The 17604-nt window shown below is 66.6% G+C and carries 14 protein-coding genes and 1 tRNA gene; 11 read left to right on the forward strand and 4 right to left on the reverse strand.

Going from position 1 to position 17604, the window contains the following annotated elements; translation table 11 throughout:
- Nucleotides 1–101: 101 nt before the first annotated feature.
- The 3 genes from pdhA to A5697_RS04660 are packed head-to-tail and all read left to right on the forward strand — an operon-like array spanning nucleotide 102 to nucleotide 3410.
- On the forward strand, nucleotides 102–1217 hold the full coding sequence (gene pdhA, locus A5697_RS04650; RefSeq protein ID WP_068008407.1) for a pyruvate dehydrogenase (acetyl-transferring) E1 component subunit alpha: 1116 nt from the start codon (nucleotides 102–104) through the stop codon (nucleotides 1215–1217).
- A complete protein-coding gene (bkdB, locus tag A5697_RS04655; protein ID WP_068008409.1) occupies nucleotides 1201–2250 on the forward strand; it encodes a 3-methyl-2-oxobutanoate dehydrogenase subunit beta in 1050 nt (349 codons plus the stop codon). The genes pdhA and bkdB overlap by 17 nt, the downstream gene beginning before the upstream one ends.
- Complete coding sequence (locus A5697_RS04660) at nucleotides 2247–3410, forward strand: dihydrolipoamide acetyltransferase family protein (protein WP_068008412.1); 1164 nt, start codon at nucleotides 2247–2249, stop codon at nucleotides 3408–3410. The genes bkdB and A5697_RS04660 overlap by 4 nt, the downstream gene beginning before the upstream one ends.
- A gap of 4 nt (nucleotides 3411–3414) precedes the next feature.
- Here A5697_RS04660 and A5697_RS04665 read toward each other — a convergent pair whose 3' ends face one another.
- The 3 genes from A5697_RS04665 to A5697_RS04675 all read right to left on the reverse strand — a co-directional run bounded on the left by A5697_RS04665 (nucleotide 3415) and on the right by A5697_RS04675 (nucleotide 5425).
- A complete protein-coding gene (locus A5697_RS04665; protein WP_067947039.1) occupies nucleotides 3415–3699 on the reverse strand; it encodes a hypothetical protein in 285 nt (94 codons plus the stop codon).
- Nucleotides 3700–3801: 102 nt separating this feature from the next.
- Complete coding sequence (locus A5697_RS04670; protein ID WP_068008415.1) at nucleotides 3802–4572, reverse strand: enoyl-CoA hydratase; 771 nt, start codon at nucleotides 4570–4572, stop codon at nucleotides 3802–3804.
- A gap of 439 nt (nucleotides 4573–5011) precedes the next feature.
- Nucleotides 5012–5425, reverse strand: a complete 414-nt coding sequence (locus tag A5697_RS04675) for a hypothetical protein (RefSeq protein WP_067947036.1) — start codon at nucleotides 5423–5425, stop codon at nucleotides 5012–5014.
- A 409-nt stretch (nucleotides 5426–5834) separates the two neighbouring features.
- On the opposite strand from A5697_RS04675, the gene A5697_RS04680 reads away from it, so the two are divergent.
- The 4 genes from A5697_RS04680 to A5697_RS04695 all read left to right on the forward strand — a co-directional run bounded on the left by A5697_RS04680 (nucleotide 5835) and on the right by A5697_RS04695 (nucleotide 10322).
- Nucleotides 5835–6527, forward strand: coding sequence for a type 1 glutamine amidotransferase domain-containing protein (locus A5697_RS04680; RefSeq protein ID WP_068008416.1), 693 nt, complete (start codon nucleotides 5835–5837; stop codon nucleotides 6525–6527).
- Between the two features lie 108 nt (nucleotides 6528–6635).
- Complete coding sequence (locus A5697_RS04685) at nucleotides 6636–8099, forward strand: biotin carboxylase (RefSeq protein WP_068008419.1); 1464 nt, start codon at nucleotides 6636–6638, stop codon at nucleotides 8097–8099.
- Complete coding sequence (locus A5697_RS04690; protein ID WP_068008421.1) at nucleotides 8096–9274, forward strand: serine hydrolase domain-containing protein; 1179 nt, start codon at nucleotides 8096–8098, stop codon at nucleotides 9272–9274. Before A5697_RS04685 ends, A5697_RS04690 begins: the two co-directional genes overlap by 4 nt.
- Nucleotides 9275–9395: 121 nt before the next feature.
- Nucleotides 9396–10322, forward strand: coding sequence for a cyclopropane mycolic acid synthase family methyltransferase (locus tag A5697_RS04695; protein WP_068008424.1), 927 nt, complete (start codon nucleotides 9396–9398; stop codon nucleotides 10320–10322).
- A 71-nt stretch (nucleotides 10323–10393) separates the two neighbouring features.
- Here the strand turns inward: A5697_RS04695 and A5697_RS04700 are convergent.
- A tRNA-Arg gene (locus A5697_RS04700) sits at nucleotides 10394–10467 on the reverse strand.
- Nucleotides 10468–10654: 187 nt separating this feature from the next.
- On the opposite strand from A5697_RS04700, the gene A5697_RS04705 reads away from it, so the two are divergent.
- The 4 genes from A5697_RS04705 to A5697_RS04720 all read left to right on the forward strand — a co-directional run bounded on the left by A5697_RS04705 (nucleotide 10655) and on the right by A5697_RS04720 (nucleotide 17576).
- Nucleotides 10655–11899, forward strand: coding sequence for an alpha/beta hydrolase (locus A5697_RS04705; RefSeq protein ID WP_068008426.1), 1245 nt, complete (start codon nucleotides 10655–10657; stop codon nucleotides 11897–11899).
- Between the two features lie 138 nt (nucleotides 11900–12037).
- Nucleotides 12038–13507, forward strand: coding sequence for a wax ester/triacylglycerol synthase family O-acyltransferase (locus A5697_RS04710; protein WP_067947024.1), 1470 nt, complete (start codon nucleotides 12038–12040; stop codon nucleotides 13505–13507).
- The gene (locus tag A5697_RS04715) at nucleotides 13504–15237 is read left to right on the forward strand and encodes an HAD-IB family hydrolase/lysophospholipid acyltransferase family protein (protein WP_068008429.1); all 1734 of its coding nucleotides are present in this window, start codon (nucleotides 13504–13506) and stop codon (nucleotides 15235–15237) included. Before A5697_RS04710 ends, A5697_RS04715 begins: the two co-directional genes overlap by 4 nt.
- Nucleotides 15234–17576 (forward strand): glycerol-3-phosphate 1-O-acyltransferase, encoded by a 2343-nt coding sequence (locus A5697_RS04720; RefSeq protein ID WP_068008431.1) that lies wholly within the window; start codon nucleotides 15234–15236, stop codon nucleotides 17574–17576. The genes A5697_RS04715 and A5697_RS04720 overlap by 4 nt, the downstream gene beginning before the upstream one ends.
- The last annotated feature ends 28 nt before the right edge of the window (nucleotides 17577–17604 follow it).

Genomic DNA, 17604 nt, shown 5'->3' on the forward strand with positions numbered 1-17604 from the left:
TCGCGGCGAGCGGAGCCTTTCGTGTAGCTGGCGATCGACTTCGGCTCGCGCTAGGTCCCGGCTGAGGCTGTGATCCTGCGGCACCGAGGTAGGGAGACGGTATGGCGACGGTGCCTCAACTGCCGATGAGCGTCGACCTCGAGCCGGTGCAACTCGTCGCCGCGGATGGGACTCCCACGCCCGAACGCCGCTATGTCCGTGACCTTCCCGCGGAGACACTGTGCTGGCTCTACGAAATGATGGTGGTCACCCGCGAACTGGACACCGAGTTCGTCAACCTGAAGCGCCAGGGAGAGTTGGCGTTGTTCGCGTCGTGCCGCGGCCAGGAGGCCGCCCAGGTGGGCGCGGCGGCCTGCCTACGCAAAACGGACTGGCTGTTCCCGCAATACCGGGAACTCGGCGTCTATCTCGTGCGTGGCATCCCGCCCGGCCACGTCGGCGCGGTGTGGCGCGGAACCTGGCATGGCGGACTGGAATTCACCAAGAAGTGCTGCGCCCCGACCTCAATTCCGATCGGCACCCAGACCCTGCACGCCGTCGGGGCGGCTATGGCCGCGCAACGCCTCGGCGAGGATTCGGTGACGGTGGCCTTCCTCGGCGACGGCGCTACCAGCGTGGGCGACGTACATGAGGCACTGAACTTCGCGGCCGTGTTCGCCACACCCTGCGTGTTCTTCGTGCAGAACAACCAATGGGCGATCTCGGTGCCGATCCACAAACAGACCGCGGCACCATCCATCGCGCACAAGGCAATCGGGTACGGCATGCCCGGAATCCGGGTGGACGGCAATGACGTGCTGGCCTGCTACGCGGTGATGGCCGAGGCCGCCGCCCGCGCGCGGGCCGGCGGCGGCCCGACCCTGATCGAGGCGGTCACTTACCGGCTCGGACCGCACACCACGTCGGATGATCCCAGCCGCTACCGGACCCAGGAGGAGGTGGACCGCTGGTCGGCGCTCGACCCGATCCCGCGCTACCGCACCTACCTCCAGAACCAGGGCCTGTGGTCGAACCGCCTGGAGGACCGCGTCGCCGCCCGCTCCAAGCGGATGCGCGCCGAACTGCGCGATGCCGTGTTCGGCGCAGCCGATTTCGACATCGACGAGGTGTTTACCACGGTATACGCCGAGATCACGCCCGGGTTGCACGCCCAACGCCAAGCGCTGCGGGCCGAACTCGACCGAAGCGATGGGGGCCCCAGTGACTCAGCTTGCTGATCGCCCGGCGAGTCCCGACGACACCCGAACCGCCGCAACGGAGAACGTCGGCGCACAGACCCTGACCATGGTGCAGGCGCTCAACCGTGCGCTGCATGACGCGATGGCCGCCGACGGCCGGGTGCTGGTGTTCGGCGAAGACGTCTCGGTCGAGGGCGGGGTGTTCCGGGTCACCGAAGGGCTGGCCCAAACGTTCGGCGAGCAGCGCTGTTTCGACACGCCACTGGCAGAATCCGCCATCATCGGGATTGCGGTGGGACTGGCGCTCCGCGGTTTCGTGCCGGTGCCGGAAATTCAGTTCGACGGCTTTTCCTACCCGGCCTTTGATCAGGTGGTCAGTCATCTGGCGAAGTACCGCACCCGCACCCGCGGCGAGATCAACATGCCGGTGACGGTGCGGATCCCGTCCTTCGGCGGAATCGGTGCCGCCGAACACCATTCGGACTCCACCGAATCGTATTGGGCGCATACCGCGGGGCTGAAGGTGGTGGTCCCCTCCAACCCGGCCGACGCCTACTGGCTGCTTCGCCATGCGATCTCGTGTCCCGACCCGGTGATGTATCTCGAGCCGAAGCGCCGCTATCAGGTCCGTGGCACCGTCGACACCGGGCGGCCCGAACCACCGATCGGACGGGCGGCGGTGCGTCGGCCGGGCTCCGACGTCACCGTCGTGACCTACGGCAGCTTGGTCAGCACCGCGGTCGGCGCCGCGGAAGAGGCCCAGCGGCAACGTGGTTGGGAGCTGGAGGTCATCGACCTCAGGTCACTGGTTCCGCTGGACTTCGATACGGTGGCGGCGTCGATTCACCGGACCGGACGCTGTGTGGTGATGCACGAGGGGCCGCGCAGCCTGGGATACGGCGCCGGGTTGGCCGCCCGGATCCAAGAGGAGATGTTCTACGAACTGGAGGCGCCGGTATTGCGCGCCTGCGGCTTTGACACTCCATACCCGCCGGCGCGGCTCGAGCGATTGTGGTTACCGGGGCCCGATCGGCTGCTGGACTGCGTCGAGCGCGCGTTGGGGCAGCCATGAGCGCCGACGAGCGGGTCAAGTCGTTCCGGGTTCCCGACCTCGGTGAGGGATTACAGGAAGTGAAGGTGACGCACTGGAACGTCGCCGCGGGCGACGACGTCGAGCTCAACCAGGTGCTGTGCTCCGTCGAGACCGCCAAGGCGGAGGTGGAACTGCCCAGCCCGTACGCGGGGCGCATCGTCGAAACCCACGGCGGCGAAGGCGATGTGCTCCCGGTGGGCGCGGTGCTGGTCCGCATCGACACCGCACCGCTCAACGGCGACACCCCGGCGGCCTCCGGGCAGGTACCCACGTTGGTCGGCTACGGCGCGGACGCCGGCATCGACGTCAGCCGGCGGAGCGGCCGACCGCGCGCCGCCCCGCCCACCCGCAAATTGGCCAAGGAGCTGATGGTCGACCTGCGCTCGCTGCAGCGCGATCCCGACGCCATCATCACCCGTGCGGACGTGCTGGCGGCGGCTGACCAGAACGGGGCCGACGTTCGACCGGTCCGCGGCGTGCACGCCCGGATGGCCGACAAGATGACGGCGTCGCACCGGGAGATCCCGGCCGCCAAAGTCAGCGTCGCGGTTGACTGCACCGAGTTGTTGAGCCTGTCCGACCTGGCGTCGGCAAAGCAGAGGATCACGCCGTTCGTCCTGACAATGCGAATGCTGGTAATTGCGCTGCGTCACAACGAAATACTCAACTCGACGTGGGTCGACTCGCCCGAGGGCCCGCAGATCCGCGTCGATCATCGAGTGCACCTGGGATTCGGAGTGGCCACCACGCGCGGGCTCCTGGTCCCCGTGATCACCGACGCGCACAACATGACCACCCGTGAATTGGCCACTCGGGCGGGCGAATTGATCGCCGGCGCGCGGGAAGGCACGCTCGCGCCGGGGGAGTTGCGTGGCTCCACCTTCACCGTTTCGAACTTCGGGGCACTGGGCGCCGACGACGGCGTGCCGGTGATCAACCATCCGGAAGCGGCCATCCTGGGGATGGGGTCGATCAAGCCGCGCCCGGTCGCCATCGGTGATCAGGTCTTGGTGCGCCCGACGATGACCCTGACGTGCGTGTTCGACCACCGCGTCGCCGACGGCGCTCAGGCGGCCCGGTTCGTCACCGAGCTGAGGGACCTGGTCGAGTCACCCGCGACCGCGCTGCTCGACCTTTAACCGCTCAGGGGTGCGGCGGTACGGGGCACCAGAACAGGCCGCAGTTGAAATTGGGCTGGTGGAAAGGCGGCGGGGGCGGGTGATTCGGCGGGTTCTCGGTGTCCCAGCACTGGTTCCAGTACTTGTTCTCGCCCCATGCCGGGTCCCACGGCTGATTGGGGCACCAGTAAACCCGCGGCGCGGGGGCTGGCTGGGCGTGGGCGGTGCCGGCGACCAGCGCGAATCCGGCCGTGGCGAGTCCGCTGGAGAGCAGCGCCCCGGCGGCGATGCGGGTGAGGGTGATGTTCACGCGATGTGTCCTTCGTCCATGCGCCATGTCGGTTGGCGTCGTCGCAGCAAGCACACAGCGTTCGCTCTGCTACCGATCCCAACCTGCTAGCCCATGATGGCACTACCGCCGCCGTGCCGCAGCCAGTCGCTGGGCAAATTCCGGCGACTGGATGGAGTAGGCCTGAGGGCCGAGCTCCGTGCGCATGGCGAAGACGTGTTGCTCGTGGTCGAGCGATCCCGGGCTGACGGTGGCGCGCATGGTGGCCTTCGTCGCCAGCACGACCTCGCGCGGTGCGGCCGCGGGCCCTGCGGCGAGCTCGAGCGCGGCGGCGACCGGATCGTCGGCGACGGAAAGCGCCAGGCCGTGGTGCACGGCGGCCTCAGCGTCGAAACGCATGCCGAAGAGCAGGGCGGCGCGGGCAACCTGCGGGCCCACCGACCGCTGCAGCATCCAGGTCGCACCGCCGCCGGGATGCAGCCCGAGCTTCTGGAATCGGGCGTCGAACAGTGCCGCCGGACCGGCGATGCGCACGTCGGCCGCCAGTGCGAGATTCAGACCCGCGCCGACGGCCGCGCCGTTGACCGCGGCGATGGTGGGCAGCCGGCAACTGCCGATGGCCATGAAGCCGTCGTAGAGCTGCTGCAGGCCCGCCTCGGCTTTGTCGCCGCCCGCGGCGCCGAGCGCACTGAGGTCCGCGCCGGCGCAGAAGGCCTTGCCGGCGCCGGTAACCACCAGGGCGTGCACGCCAGGATCGGCCTCGGCCCGCTCCACGGCGGCGCGCAGGTGCGCCGACATCTCGGCCGTCACCGCGTTGCGCCGGTCGGGGTCGTTGACGGTGATGAGTGCGACGCGATTCTCGACGGTGAACAAGACGAGGTCGGATTGGGCCATCGGGCACCTCTGCGGCTTGGGTTTGGCGGGTCCGAGCGACGCACGATGCTGTGCCGTCGGCTGCGACTCCGGGGCAGGGTTAGGGTACTGCGCGACCTGTTCGAGGATGGCAACCGGTGGAAGCGCGGCCGCTGCGGGTTTTCGCCCAATCGGCACCGGCGGCAACCCTTTAAATGCCTTCGCATTCCGTCTTGACGCAGGGGATTTGCTCACCCTCAGGACGCGAGCGCTATTGGAGGTCGCGTACGGGCAATTCCAAAGAATTGTTGTGAAAGGCGAATGCGTTTGCCATTGGGTGCGCGAGACTACGCTCTAAACGGTGCCCCGAGACGGCACGTCGTTAATGACGGGGATGTGATTCAGGGCCGTAATTGCGCCACCGCGCCTGACCCGAAGCCGCGAGACGCAACATGCATCGAGCCGAGCATTGCCTATTCGTTCACCCGCATTCGGGTCTTGCCAACTTCTTCGCGAGCTGATCGAGGGCCGCTTGGCGCCGCCTGACGGCGCATGCTCGTTGATCCCGCTGCGTCCCTTGGAGCACCGCGGTTGGCAACGCGTCATAGCGCAACCTCGTGTTCGCATAGTGGATTGCCGCATCGATCATTTCGATGTAGCGCTCCGCTTCATCCGCGGCGCATGTGCCCTCGATGCGCTGGATCTCGTCCCAACAGGGATAGGAGGAGTACCGGGCATCGAGCCGTTGCTGCGAAACCTGAGAACCGAAGTAGCCGCGCCAGTCTCGGCTTAGCCACCCCCGTGTCTTGACCTCAACTTTGATCCTGTTCCCCAGCCCGGCTACGAACTTGGGTTCTCCAACTCGCACTACCGGTTGCCAGTCGTCCGACGTCACATCGACCACCCCTCGAATAGAGACGCCCTAAGTCATAATCCCCCGTCAGCGTCATCTGCTCGCACGACACGCCAATTGTCGTTCCCTAACCGTCTATTTGGCAAACTTTTGGCGACAGTGGCATCGCGGCACTTGTTAAGAGCCATTTACGCCGTTGTGGCTGGCGGCGCAGCGACCGTACGTGCCTGGCGATTGTCTCTGCCGTAATCGCCGTTATGAGCACGCTCGGTTTGGGTCTGATCTCCGCGAACAGGCCCGTCGATCGCAACGGACGCGACCGGCCGCCAGTGGGCGTGACCTGGTCTGGCAGCTCGGACCGGCGTCGTAGTCGCGGTTCGCGGTTGCACGCCAACGATGAGATGGGCGACGCTTGCATCAATGCATTGCGGGGCTAACGAGGGGAAGCGCGATGGCAAAGGTTCTGTTCGTCGTGACCGGCGCAAGTTACTGGACGCTCACGGATGGCACCAGGCATCCGACGGGTTATTGGGCCGAGGAGTTCGCCGCCCCGTACCGGGAGCTCACCAACGCCGGTCATGACGTCACGGTGGCCACCCCGAAAGGTGTTGTGCCGCATGTGGATGTGATGAGCCTGCGTCCGTCGATGGCCGGCAGTGAAGAGATTGCCCGGGAACTGGAGGAGATCCTGCGCTCCGCAGACGAATTGCGCCGGCCGATCGAGTTGGCCGACGCCCGCCTCGAGGACTTTGACGCGGTCTACTACCCGGGCGGGCACGGGCCGATGGAGGACCTGTGGCAGGACGCGGACTCCGGCCGGCTGCTGACCGCGGCACTCGCGTCCGGCAAGCCGCTGGCCATCGTCTGTCACGCGCCGGTTGCGATGTTGGCGACCCGGCGAAACGGGGTCTCGCCATTCGCCGGCTACAAGGTCACGGCATACACCAACGACGAAGAGGACGCCGTCGGCCTGCGGGAGAAGGCGCCTTGGACCGCCGAGGACGAACTGGTCAAGCTGGGCGTCGACTTCACCCGCGGCGAGGTCTGGAAGCCCTATACGGTGAAAGATCGCAATCTGTTCACCGGCCAGAATCCGGCCTCCGCTGGACCTTTGGCGAAAGAGTTCATGAAGGAACTCCGTTAAGCGAGTGCCGCGGCCCAGGCGGGTCCACACTTATGGGATGAACGGATGTGATTGCATTGCCGACGCGCTGAGTGCGGCGCCCCTGTCCCCGGCGCGGGCTGCGTGAATATGGGCGGGCCCGAGCCGGGTCGCGTGCTCAACGGCCTCTCGGACATACGCGCGTTCTTCCACACCAACAAGGTGCCGCTGTACTTCATCTCGCCGACCCCGTTCAACCTGCTAGGTGTTGACCGTTGGATACGAAACTTCTTCTACCTGACCTACTTTGACTCTTTCGAGGGCACGCACTCGCGCGTGTTCGTGCCCCGGCGGCGCGACCGCCGTGATTTCGACTCGATGGACGAAGTGTGCAGCCACCTGCTGTCCGATCCCGAGACGCTCGAATTCATCGCGGGTAAAGGTCCGGGTGGCAAGTGCTGCTTTGTGATGATGAACGCGGAAATCCAGGCCCTCGCGCGGTCGGCGGGTCTGGAGGTCATGCACCCGCCGATCGAGCTGCGTGAGCGCCTCGGCTCCAAGATCGTCATGACACGCCTGGCTGACGAGGCGGGGGTGCCGAGTGTGCCCAACACGATCGGGCGGGCCGGCTCGTATGACGAATTGCTGACGCTCGCCCAACACGCCGGCTTGGGAGATGACCTCGTCATCTCGATCGCCTATGGCAACGCTGGCAGCGGGACGTTCTTTGTGCACGGTCAACGCGACTGGGACGAGAACGCGGGCAACCTGGTCGGGCAGGACCTCAAGGTTATGAAACGGATCCGCAATGTCGAGGTGTGCCTCGAGGGTGCCGTGACCCGCCACGGCACGGTGGTCGGCCCCGCGATGACGAGTCTCGTCGGTTATTCGGAGCTGACACCGAGCCGGGGCAGCTGGTGTGGCAATGACATCTGGCACGAGGTGCTGCCACCCGCCCAGACCCACGCCGCGCGAGAAATGGTGACAAAGCTGGGCGACGTCATGCGCCGCGAGGGCTACCTCGGCTACTTCGAGGTAGACCTTCTGCATGACCTCGACTCCGACGAGCTCTACCTCGGCGAAGTGAATCCGCGCCTGTCCGGCGCGAGCCCGATGACGAACTTGACTACCGAGGCCTACGCCGACATGCCGCTGTTTCTCTTTCACCTGCTCGAGTACATGGACGTCGAATACGAGCTCGACATCGACGAGATCAACGCGCGCTGGGAGCGGGGCTACGGCGAGGACGAGGTCTGGGGCCAGGTGATCCTCACCGAGACGTCGCCGGATATCGAGATCTTCACCGCGACGCCACGCACCGGGGTATGGCGCATCGATGACGACGGTCGGGTCTCTTTCTCGCGGACCGCCAACGACTGGGCCACGCTGCTCGACGGGTCCGAGGCCTTTTACATGAGGGTCGCCGCGCCCGGCGACTTACGGTCCGAGGGCGCCCAACTCGGCGTGCTCGTCACCCGCTCACACCTGCAGACGGACGATTATCAGCTGAGCGAGCGCTGCCAGCGCTGGGTCAAGGGCATGAAGGCTAAGTTCACCTCGACGCCCCTGACGCCCGCGGCGCCGATCGTCTCGCGACTCGTCGCGCGCGCGTGAGCCGCCCGGCCGGCATCTCACTGCACAACTGGCTGTCGCCGCCTTATGCGCGGTGGTCTTTCCAGCACGTCGAAGACATGGTGCCGACCGCGGTAATCCCCCGGGGGACGGGGCCTGTCGCGCGTCTGCCGGACGCCCGTGCTCCCCTGGCCGAAATTTCGGTGACCAACACCAACGGGACGGCGACCACCGTCGGCGCGGTAATGGCGGCCACCGTTACCGACGGGTGGGCCGTCGCACACCGCGGCTCAATGGTGGCCGAGCAGTACCGGGACGGCATGGAGGCCGGGACCCGGCACCTGCTGTTCTCGGTGAGCAAGTCGCTGGTGGCGGCCGTCATCGGCGCGTTGCACGGATCCGGTGCCATCGAGTTGGACGCGCCGGTTACGAAATACGTTCCCGCCCTAGGAAACTGCGGCTACGCCGGCGCGACGGTGCGGCACCTGCTGGATATGAGGTCGGGCATCGCCTTCTCCGAGAACTACGATGACCCGGCCGCCGAGATCCACTGTCTCGACCAGGCGATGGGGTGGGCGCCCAAGAGCGGCCCAGACGTCCCCGCCACACTCCATGACTTTCTGCTGACCCTGCGGCGGAAGTCGGCTCACGGCGGTCCGTTCGAATATCGCTCGTGTGAAACGGACGTCCTCGGCTGGATCTGCGAGGTCGCCGCCGGCCAGCGGATGCCCACATTGATGTCGGAACTGCTGTGGAGTCGGATCGGAGCCCAAAGCGACGCCACCATTGCCGTCGACCCGGTCGGGACCGGGTTTTGCGACGGCGGCGTCAGCGCATGTCTCACCGACATGCTCCGGTTCGGGTCGCTGTTCTTGCATGACGGCGTCTCGCTGACCGGGGAGCAAGTGGTGCCGACGGCGTGGATCGCCGACACCCTTGACGGCGGTCCCGACTCGCGTCAGGCGTTCGCAGCCAGCCCCGATCGCGACACCGATCTGCCCGGCGGGATGTACCGAAACCAGATGTGGTTCCCCTACCCGGGCAACAATGTTGTGCTGTCCCTGGGTATGTGCGGTCAGATGATTTATGTCAACCGCGCCGCGGAGGTGGTGGCCGCCAAGGTGTCCACCCAGCCGCACTCCCACGAGCCGCACATGTTGGACACACTGCGGGCATTCGATGCGGTGGCAGGGGAACTGACAGGCATCGGCGGTTAGTGCCCCGCACCTGCGACCTCGATGCAAGGCGCTTTTACCTAGACTTTTGTGGGTAAGGATCACTTTGACCACCGGAAAACCTTGGTCATCGGTATCCCCAGGGAAGTTAGGGGCGTTGTAGATGTCCGCTCAAGGGAACGCGGGAAGCGCACACCTGAAGCCGCCGGTCGAGAAGGTCCGGTCGCACTACGACAAATCGAACGAGTTCTTCAAGCTCTGGCTTGACCCGTCGATGACCTACAGCTGCGCCTACTTTGACGAACATCCCGACCCGCAGAATCCGACCAAGACGCTGGAGGAGGCGCAGTACGCCAAGCGCAAGCTGTCGCTGGACAAGCTGAACCTCCAGCCCGGCATGACGCTGCTCGACATCGGCTGCGGCTGGGGTTCGACGATGCGGCACGCGGTGGCCGAGTACGACGTCAACGTCATCGGTCTGACGCTGAGCGAGAACCAGTACGCACACGACGTGGAGAAGTTCAAAGAGATCGACAGTCCCCGCCGCATGGAGGTGCGGATCCAGGGCTGGGAGGAATTCCCCGACGAACCGATCGACCGGATCGTGTCGCTGGGCGCGTTCGAGCATTTCGCCGACGGCGCGGGCGATGCCGGATACGAGCGTTACGCCGTCTTTTTCAAGAAGTTCTACGACCTACTGCCCGACGGCGGCCGGATGCTGCTGCATTCGATCGTGGTGCCCACCACCGAGGAGGTCAACGCGCTCGGCTTGAAGACGACCATGAGCCTGCTGCGGTTCATCAGCTTCATCCTCAAGGAAATTTTCCCGGGCGGTAGGTTGCCCCAGGTTCAGCAGATCGACCGGTATGCGACGGAGGCGGGATTCAACATCGAGCGCCATCACTTCATCGGGAAGAACTACGTTCCGACGCTGACGACCTGGGCGGACGCTCTCGAGGCGCACAGAGACGAGGCGATAGCTCTCAAGGGGCAGGAGACCTACGACATCTACATGCAATACCTGCGGGGGTGCTCTGACCTGTTCCGCGACGGCTACACCAACGTTTGTCAGTTCACGATGGTCAAGTAGTCGGCGGGTGCGAGGTCAGGTATCCGCCGAAGTAGGCGTCAGGCACCAGCCGAGGTAATACACGCTGCGGGTGCCCCCGGCACGACTCGAACGTGCGACCTAGGGATTAGAAGGCCCTTGCTCTATCCACCTGAGCTACGGAGGCAATGTGCAGGTCAGTCTATTCCAACGGCGTGTCGAGTTACGACTCGCCGCCGCGACGCGCGCGAAAAGCGTTCCCGCGCCACGGTTATCGGCTATGGTTGGGACCCTCGACACACGTTGAACACCGGCCGGTAATCGGCCGTTTACCGCAACGAGGCGTGTGCAGATCGTCGAGGGGTGGCGTTGTTATGAGCGTGACCATGCACTTGACTTCACGGTGCTCGTGGGCCAGCACCCAGGCATCACGCCTGGCGGCCGATGCGATGGATGCCTATCGGGCCGGCACGCTGTTGCTGCGCGGTTCGCCGTTCGCGCTGGGCTGCCTCGTGGGCTGGCTTTCCACGGAGTTCCCACCGCACGTCGTGACCGGGCATGCGTTGTCGCGGGTCTCGCACCCGTCCATCGGCCGCGTCGGCGCCACCTGGGCGGCGCAGCGGGCCGATCGGGCCCTCAAAGCCGCGCTCGAGGAGTCCTTCGGGCCGGACTTCCGCGAGCAGGTATGCCACCCGGCCGGCATCAAGCCAGTCTGCGCGCCGCGCAGCGGCGTGTTGAACAGGCCCGGGCCGCATCGCCGGTACGCGGCGCAGACGTCGAACATCCCCTACGGTCCGGCTGGTCGCGACAACCTGCTCGACATCTGGCGCCGCCATGACCTGGCGCCGGGGCGGCGGGCGCCGGTGCTGATCCAGGTCCCGGGCGGGGCGTGGACCGTCGGCGACAAACGAGTGCAGGCCTACACGCTGATGAGCCGCATGGCCGAGCTCGGCTGGATCTGCGTCTCGATCAACTACTGCAAGAGCCCGCGTTCGACGTTTCCCGCGCACCTCATCGACGTGAAGAGGGCGATCGCGTGGGTCCGCCAAAACATCGCCGACTACGGGGGCGATCCCGACTTCATCGCGATCACCGGCGGCTCGGCCGGCGGACACCTGGCCTCGCTGGCCGCGCTTACCCCGAACGACCCGGCGTTCCAACCCGGATTCGAAGGCGCCGACACGACGGTTCAGGCCGTCGCGCCCTATTACGGCGTGTACGACTTCACCGACTTCGAGAACATGCACGACTTGATGCTGCCGTTCCTGGAGCAGTTCGTGATGAAGGCCCGCTACACCGACGACCCCGAGCGGTTCAGGGCGGCGTCACCGGTCAACTACGTTCACGGCGACGCGCCGCCCTTCTTCGTGTTGCACGGCGAGAAGGACGAGTTGGTCCCCAGTGGCCAGGCCCGGGGTTTCTGCGCGGCGTTGCGCGCCGCCGGCGCCACGGTGGCCCACGCGGAGCTCGCCAATGCCCACCACGCGTTCGACATCCTCTCGACGGTCCGCTCGCGGCTGGCCGCGGACGCCGTCGCCGATTTCTTGGGTGTCATCTACGGCCGGCGCGTCAGCTCCCTGCTGGACTTGGACCAGCTGGCGGCCACACCGGCCAGCTGAGCCCCCCGTCACCGGCGCCCGACCACTCCTTTCACCAGCGCGGCAACCCGACTAGCGTTGTGTTGGCTATGGGGATGGCGGGGCCGAGGCAGGAGGCTTGATCGACGGTGACAGGGCTGGCGCGTCGGGCGGAGGACCATGACTGAGTCCGATGGGGTCGTGAAATTGTCCGACCAACTCGGACCGGTCGACTATCTGATGCATCGTGGTGAAGCGAATCCCCGGACTCGGTCGGGCATCATGGCGCTGGAACTTCTCGACACCACACCGGACTGGGACAAGTTCCTGACCCGATTCGAGAACGCATCCCGACGGGTGTTGCGGTTGCGTCAGAAGGTTGTCGTGCCGACCCTGCCGACCGCGTCGCCGCGCTGGGTGGTGGACCCCGATTTCAACCTCGAATTCCACGTGCGTCGGATGCGGGTGGCCGAGCCCGGGACACTGCGCGACGTGTTCAACCTCGCCGAGGTGATCCTGCAGTCGCCCATGGACATCTCCCGTCCGCTGTGGACGGCCACCCTGGTGGAGGGTTTGGCCGACGGGAAAGCCGCCACGCTGTTGCACGTCAGCCACGCGGTCACCGACGGCGTCGGCGGTGTGCAGATGTTTGCGGAAATCTATGACCTGGAGCGCGACCCGCCTGCCAAGCCGACGCCCCCGCTGCCCATCCCGCAGGATCTGACCCCCAATGACCTGATGCGGCAAGGCATTAACCACTTGCCCACCGCCGTGGTCGGCGGTGTCGTGAGCGCGGTGTCGGGGGCGGTGTCGGCGGCCGGACGGGCGGTCCTGGAGCCGGGTTCCACCGTGTCCGGGATCGTGGGCTATGCCATGTCGGGGATGCGGGTGCTCAACCGGTCGGCCGAGCCGTCGCCGCTGCTGCGGCGGCGCAGCCTGGCGACCCGCACCGAGGCGATCGACATCCCGCTCTCCGACCTGCACCGGGCGGCCAAGGCGGGCGGGGGATCGATCAACGACGCCTACCTCGCCGGCCTGTGCGGAGCCCTGCGGCGCTATCACGAGGCGCTCGGTGTGCCGATCAGCACGCTGCCGATGGCGGTCCCGGTTAGCCTGCGGGCCGAGGCCGACACGGCCGGCGGCAACAGGTTCACCGGGGTCAACCTGGCCGCGCCGGTGGGCACCGTCGACCCGGTTTCGCGGATGAAGAAGATCCGTGCGCAGATGACGCAGCGCCGCGACGAGCCCGCGATGAACATCATCGGTTCCGTCGCGCCACTGCTCAGCGTCCTGCCGACCGCGGTGCTCGAAGGCATCACCGGCTCGGTGATCGGCTCCGACGTGCAGGCCAGCAACGTCCCGGTGTACCCGGGAGACACCTACATCGCCGGTGCAAAGGTGTTGCGGCAGTATGGGATCGGTCCACTACCGGGGGTAGCGATGATGGTGGTGCTGATCTCTCGGGGCGGGTGGTGCACCATCACCGTGCGCTACGACAGGGCCTCGGTGCGCAACGAGCCACTGTTCGCTCAATGCCTGTTGGAAGGCTTCGACGAAATTCTGGCGCTGGCCGGTGAGGGGGCGCCCCACGCGGTGCCGGCCTCGTTCACCGAACCGGCGACTTCGGCACGGACGGCGTCGGGTTCATGAGCGCCACCAAAGACCAGGGCGACGAGCGCGGGACGCCCGGGACGGACATGCGGTTGCCGGGCTCGGTCGCCGAAATCATGGCCAGCCCACCGGGTCCGAAGATCGGGGCGTTCTTCGACCTCGACGGGACGCTGGTGGCCGGCTTCACGGCGGTGATTCTCACCCAGGAGCGGCTGCTGCGCCGTGACATGGGGGTCGGTGAGCTACTCGGCATGGTCCAGGCCGGGCTGAGCCACACGCTCGGGCGCATCGAGTTCGAGGACCTCATCGGCAAGGCCGCCGCCGCGTTGGCCGGCCGCCTGCTGGACGACCTGGAAGAGATCGGCGAGCGGCTGTTCGTGCAGCGGATCGAGTCGCGGATCTACCCGGAGATGCGCGAGCTGGTCCGGGCGCACGTGGCTCGCGGGCACACCGTGGTGCTCAGCTCGTCGGCGCTGACCATTCAGGTCAACCCGGTGGCGCGGTTCCTGGGCATCTCGAACATGCTCACCAACAAGTTCGAAACCACCGAAGACGGGATACTCACCGGCGGTGTGCAGAAGCCGATCCTGTGGGGGCCCGGCAAAGCCGCTGCGGTGCAACGGTTTGCCGCCGAGAACGGCATCGATCTGAAGGACAGCTACTTCTACGCCGACGGGGATGAGGACGTCGCCCTCATGTACCTGGTCGGCAACCCCCGCCCAACCAATCCCGAGGGGAAGATGGCCGCCGTGGCGAAACGCCGCGGCTGGCCGATCCTGCGGTTCAGCAGCCGCGGTCCGGTGGGCCTGCGCCGGCAGATCCGCACCCTCGCCGGCTTCGGCTCGATGTTCCCCGTCGCCGCGGGCGCCGTGGGCATCGGCGTGTTGACCCGCAACCGGCGGCGCGGGGTCAACTTCTTCACCTCGACCTTCTCCCAGCTGTCGCTGGCCATCGCCGGGGTGCAGCTCAATGTCATCGGTCAGGAGAACCTGACCGCGCAGCGGCCGGCGGTGTTCATCTTCAATCACCGCAACCAAGTTGACCCGGTCATCGCCGGAGCGCTGGTGCGCGACAACTGGATCGGCGTGGGGAAGAAGGAGCTGAAGAAAGACCCGATCATGGGCACACTCGGCAGGCTGCTCGACGGCGTGTTCATCGACCGGGACGACCCCGTCGCCGCGGTGGAGACGATGCACGAGGTCGAAGACCGGGCGCGTAGGGGACTGTCCATCGTGATCGCGCCGGAAGGCACCCGCGTCGACACCACCGAAGTCGGGCCCTTCAAGAAGGGGCCGTTCCGCCTGGCCATGGCGGCCGGGATCCCGATCGTCCCGATCGTGATCCGCAACGCCGAACTCGTCGCCGCCCGCAACTCGACCGTCGTCAATCCCGGTACCGTGGATGTCGCCGTCTTTCCGCCGATCTCGGTGCAGGATTGGACCGTCGAGAACCTGCCGGAGCGCATCGCCGAGGTCCGTCAGCTGTATCTGGACACGCTGGCCAACTGGCCGGTCGACGAGCTGCCCCAGGTCGACCTGTATGCCGAGAAGAAGGCGGCGACAAAGGCCAAGGCGCCCGCGAAAAAGACTGCGGCTAAGGCCGTTTCGAAGGCACCGGCTAAGAAGGCCGCGTCGAAGAAAGCCGCCTCGAAAGCCAAGCCCGCCAAGGCGAATCCCCATGGGTCGCAGGCCGCCCTCAAAGACGGTGAGGCGCACAGGCCCACCTCCAGCGCGGAGCCGCCGGAATCCGCGCCCGAAGGGCGGCCGTGACCGAAACGGCCGCGGATACCACCGCGGTCCTCACCGGCCAAGACTCGCTGGTGTTGGCGTCCATGGCCTCGCCCGTCGAGCGGGACCTGGTGACGGCCTGGGTGGCCCAACAGCGCGCCGACAAACCCGGGGCGAGATTCGACGTGCTGGAGCTGCCGCCGCCCACCGCGCCTCCCGACAAGCTGACCGCGCTGATCGAACAGCTCGAGGCCGACGGTCGCTCCATCGTGCCGGTGCGGGTGTTCTGGCTGCCGCCACCGGACCGCGGCAGAATCGCCAAGCTGGCCGGCCTGCTGCCCGGGCGAGATCCCTACCACCCCAACGAACGTCAGCAACTGCACATCATGCGCAACGCTCCCCAGCGGGCGCGGGTGGTGGCCGGCGAACCCGCGAAAGTCTCCGAACTGCGCGAGCAATGGCGCAACATCACCGTCGGTGAGAACGAAAGCGACTTCGCCCGATTCGTCATCCGACGCGCGCTGCTGGCGCTGGAACGCTTCGAGTATCGAATCCTGGGTCCGCAGTACAAGTCTCCGCGCCTGGTGAAGCCGGAGATCCTGGAGTCCAGCCGGTTTCGTGCCGGGCTGAAGAAGATCCCCGGCGCGACCGTCGACGAAGCGGGCGAGATGCTCGACGAGCTCTCCACCGGCTGGAGCCGGGTGTCCGTCGACCTGGTTTCCGTCCTCGGCAGGATGCTCAGCCGCGGGTTCGATCCGGAGATCGACTACGACGGATATCAGGTCGCGGCGATGCGCGCCGCCCTGGAGGCCCACCCGGCGGTGCTGCTCTTCTCGCATCGCTCCTACATCGACGGCGCGGTGGTGCCGGTGGCGATGCAGGAAAACCGGTTGCCGCCCGTGCATGTGTTCGCCGGAATCAACCTGTCGTTCGGCGCGATGGGCCCACTGCTGCGCCGGTCCGGCGTCATCTTCATCCGCCGCAACATCGGCGAAAACCCCCTCTACAAATACGTTTTGCGCGAATACGTCGGGTATATCGTCGAAAAGCGGTTCAACTTGAGTTGGTCCATCGAGGGCACCCGCTCGCGCACCGGCAAGATGTTGCCGCCAAAACTCGGTCTGCTGGCCTACGTCGCCGATGCCTACCTGGACGGCCGCAGTGAAGACATCCTGCTGCAGCCGGTGTCCATCAGTTTCGACCAGTTGCACGAGACCGCCGAGTACGCGGCCTACGCCCGCGGCGGGGAGAAGACGCCCGAAGGCGTTGGCTGGCTGTACAACTTCATCAGGGCGCAGGGCGAACGCAACTACGGCAAGATCTACGTCCGCTTCCCGGAAGCCGTTTCGATGCGCCAATACCTTGGCCCGGCGCACGGCGCGCTGTCACACGACCAAGACGCCAAACGGCTTGCGCTGCAGAAGATGTCGTTCGAGGTCGCGTGGCGGATATTGCAGGCGACGCCGGTGACGGCGACCGGCCTGGTGTGCGCGCTGCTGCTCACCACTCGCGGCGCGGCGTTGACGCTCGATCAGTTGCACCACACGCTGCAGGACTCGCTCGATTACCTGGAACGCAAACAGAACCCGATGTCGACGAGCGCGCTGCGGCTGCGCTCGCGCGACGGTGTGCGGGCGGCGGTCGACGCATTGTCCAACGGGCACCCGATCACCCGGGTCGACGGTGGCCGGGAACCGGTGTGGCACATCGCCCCCGACGAGCAGCACGCGGCAGCGTTCTACCGCAACTCGCTGATCCATGCCTTCCTGGAGACCTCGATCGTCGAATTGGCGCTGGCGCATGCCCGGCACGCCGAGGGCGACCGCATGCGTGCCTTCTGGGACCAGGCCATGCGGTTGCGCGACCTGCTCAAGTTCGACTTCTACTTCGCGGACTCGGCGGCGTTTCGGGACAACATCGCCGAAGAGATGGCCTGGCATGACGATTGGGAAGACCACGTCAGCGCCGGGGGGGAGGAGATCGACGCGCTGCTGTTCGCCAAGCGTCCGCTGATGGCGGACGCGATGCTGCGGGTGTTCTTCGAGGCCTACGAGATCGTCGCCGACGTGTTGCGGGATGCGCCGGCCGACGTCGGCCAGAAGACGCTGACCGAGTCGGCGCTCGGCGTGGGCCGCCAATACGTGGCGCAAACCCGGGTCCGCAGCAGCGAATCGGTGTCGACGCTGTTGTTCGCCACGGCCTATCAGGTCGTCGTCGACCAGGATCTGATCGCGCCCGCGCCGGACCTCGCCGAGCGTCGGGCCGCGTTTCGGGGCGAACTGCGGGACATCCTGCGGGATTCGAATTATGTCGGGCGGATAGCGCGCGACCAGTTCGTCGCCCGCGAGGTCAAAGCGCGTCGGGAGCGCCTGGCTCGGTAGTTCCCGGTAGGGGCTCATACCCTGGCTG

Source organism: Mycobacterium sp. E3251 (genome assembly GCF_001666835.1).
GTDB lineage: Bacteria > Actinomycetota > Actinomycetes > Mycobacteriales > Mycobacteriaceae > Mycobacterium.

Coding starts and splice junctions, on each gene's coding strand:
- pdhA (WP_068008407.1), top strand. CDS start 102: ATGGCGACGGTGCCTCAACTGCCGATGAGCGTCGACCTCGAGCCGGTG.
- A5697_RS04660 (WP_068008412.1), top strand. CDS start 2,247: ATGAGCGCCGACGAGCGGGTCAAGTCGTTCCGGGTTCCCGACCTCGGT.
- A5697_RS04670 (WP_068008415.1), bottom strand. CDS start 4,572: ATGGCCCAATCCGACCTCGTCTTGTTCACCGTCGAGAATCGCGTCGCA.
- A5697_RS04680 (WP_068008416.1), top strand. CDS start 5,835: ATGGCAAAGGTTCTGTTCGTCGTGACCGGCGCAAGTTACTGGACGCTC.
- A5697_RS04685 (WP_068008419.1), top strand. CDS start 6,636: ATGGGCGGGCCCGAGCCGGGTCGCGTGCTCAACGGCCTCTCGGACATA.
- A5697_RS04695 (WP_068008424.1), top strand. CDS start 9,396: ATGTCCGCTCAAGGGAACGCGGGAAGCGCACACCTGAAGCCGCCGGTC.
- A5697_RS04705 (WP_068008426.1), top strand. CDS start 10,655: ATGAGCGTGACCATGCACTTGACTTCACGGTGCTCGTGGGCCAGCACC.
- A5697_RS04710 (WP_067947024.1), top strand. CDS start 12,038: ATGACTGAGTCCGATGGGGTCGTGAAATTGTCCGACCAACTCGGACCG.
- A5697_RS04715 (WP_068008429.1), top strand. CDS start 13,504: ATGAGCGCCACCAAAGACCAGGGCGACGAGCGCGGGACGCCCGGGACG.